Origin of the sequence: Sulfurovum sp. bin170 (assembly GCF_010892395.1) — a bacterium.
GTDB lineage: Bacteria > Campylobacterota > Campylobacteria > Campylobacterales > Sulfurovaceae > UBA1140.
In genome coordinates, this window is sequence record NZ_JAACKB010000191.1 from 1 (window position 1) to 1,814 (window position 1,814).

Annotated in this window: 4 protein-coding genes; all 4 read left to right on the forward strand. The window is 39.5% G+C overall.

The window, feature by feature from the left end; genetic code table 11:
- A partial coding sequence (locus GSY74_RS04495; protein ID WP_164663912.1) for an aminotransferase class III-fold pyridoxal phosphate-dependent enzyme occupies positions 1 to 305 on the forward strand: 305 nt, incomplete at its 5' end.
- Between the two features lie 9 nt (positions 306 to 314).
- Positions 315 to 887, forward strand: coding sequence for a CAP domain-containing protein (locus GSY74_RS04500; protein ID WP_164663913.1), 573 nt, complete (start codon positions 315 to 317; stop codon positions 885 to 887).
- Positions 884 to 1,570 (forward strand): hypothetical protein, encoded by a 687-nt coding sequence (locus GSY74_RS04505; protein ID WP_164663914.1) that lies wholly within the window; start codon positions 884 to 886, stop codon positions 1,568 to 1,570. The genes GSY74_RS04500 and GSY74_RS04505 overlap by 4 nt, the downstream gene beginning before the upstream one ends.
- Positions 1,567 to 1,814 (forward strand): hemolysin III family protein (locus GSY74_RS04510; RefSeq protein ID WP_188108696.1); only part of this gene is annotated, 248 nt, incomplete at its 3' end. The genes GSY74_RS04505 and GSY74_RS04510, both read left to right, overlap by 4 nt.

The following is a 1,814-nucleotide window of genomic DNA, read 5'->3' on the forward strand; positions in this document are numbered from 1 at the left end:
AATCAGAAAATATTATAGTTAAGAACCAAGAAACATCAAAATATATTGCCTCAAAATTGAAAAAATTTGAGGATTTAGCCAATGTCAAAGAGGTCCGTCAATGTGGAATGGTAGCGGCAATTGAGCTTAAAGGTTATGATGCAAGTGAGAGAATAGGTCTTAAGGTTTATCAATATGGATTGGATCATGGTGTTCTTCTTCGTCCTCTTGGTCACATTGTCTATTTCATGCCGCCATATATCATCACTAAAGAAGAAATAGATGTTATGATGGATACGGCATATGATGCTATCAGTCAGATTTAGGAGAATATTATGATGAGGGTTACCCTTATATTATTGCTTTTAGCTACCTATATATATGCACAAGAGATAAAAGTCAATGCTGAGGCTATTACAAAGGCTCATAATGACCTGCGTAAAAAGTATGGTTCACCGGCACTAAAATACTCTGAAAGTCTAGAAAATGCGGCACAAAAGTGGGCAGCTAAACTTCAAAAAGATGGTTGCGGTATGGTGCACTCTCATGGAAAAGTCGGTGAGACGGGTGAGAACCTCTTTTGGGCAAGTGCTGTTAAAAGTGCTAATGCAAAAGATGCCAAGGGTAATTGGATCTGGCACAGTAAGCTTAAAAAGGTGAAAGAGAAAGCTGTTGTACAAGCCTGGTATGATGAAGTGCAGTGGTATGATTATGCGACAAACAGTTGTGAAGATGGTCAGATGTGTGGGCACTATACTCAGGTTATTTGGAACACAACGACAAAACTGGGTTGTGCCGCGATGGCTTGCGATGACCACTCTCAAGTCTGGGTATGTGAATACACAACACCGGGTAATATTGTAATGCATTACTCATCCGGTAAAGTAGAAAGCCTAAAACCGTATTGAAAAAAGATAACGACTGGCAGAACCTTACCGCTGAAGAGATGCTTGAACGCTCCAAAACACAAAAGAGTGGGAGTATTACCAAGCCTAATGATCTGGCTGTTCGTATTGGTCTGCTTCTGCTGATGCCCTATATTATATGGTTAAGTAAATACAATGACAGCTATGTCGCCAGTATTCATCGAAAAGTGATCCATCTTGATTTTGATGGGGTGATGTTATCATTTCATAACCTGATAAATGGTGCGAATATGATCGTTCATGAGGCAGGCCATGGGATCTGTTATCTTCTACCTTGCCCTCAGCTCTTCACCTCTTTGAATGGAACACTTTTTCAACTTGCACTGCCTATCATCTTTATCTACTACTATTATAAAAGAGAAAACAGGGTTTTAGCTGGTCTCGGTGCTATCTGGCTGGCGCAGAATCTAGTCTATGTCTCTTGGTATATGTCATATTCACAAACACCAAACCTTTATCCATTTTTTTTAGGTGGCAGCGCTATTCATGACTTTTGGTATATTTTCTCTCAGTTAGGAGTTTTGGAGTATGATTGGTTGATATCAGGTTTTGTACGTGTCATCGCAGTTATATTGTTGCTGAGTTCTTACATGTACCTGCTTTATATCTCTTTTATAAAAGAGAATAGACGATCTAAACGTAGAAGCATAAAAGGGAAAAGATGAGCAATAGTGTAAACGATTTTTCACTCACAGAAGAGATATGGCATGCCATAACACATGGTATTGGACTTGCTCTTAGCATTGCAGCTTTGACGATTATGGTTGCATACTCTTCACAGAGTGGTTCAGCTCTCTCTGTCTTTGCCAGTGTTCTTTTTGGTACGACCTTGATCATTCTTTATGGCTCATCCACACTCTATCATGCCATCACCCATCATGAACTCAAAAAGAAGTTCCAGCAGTTTGA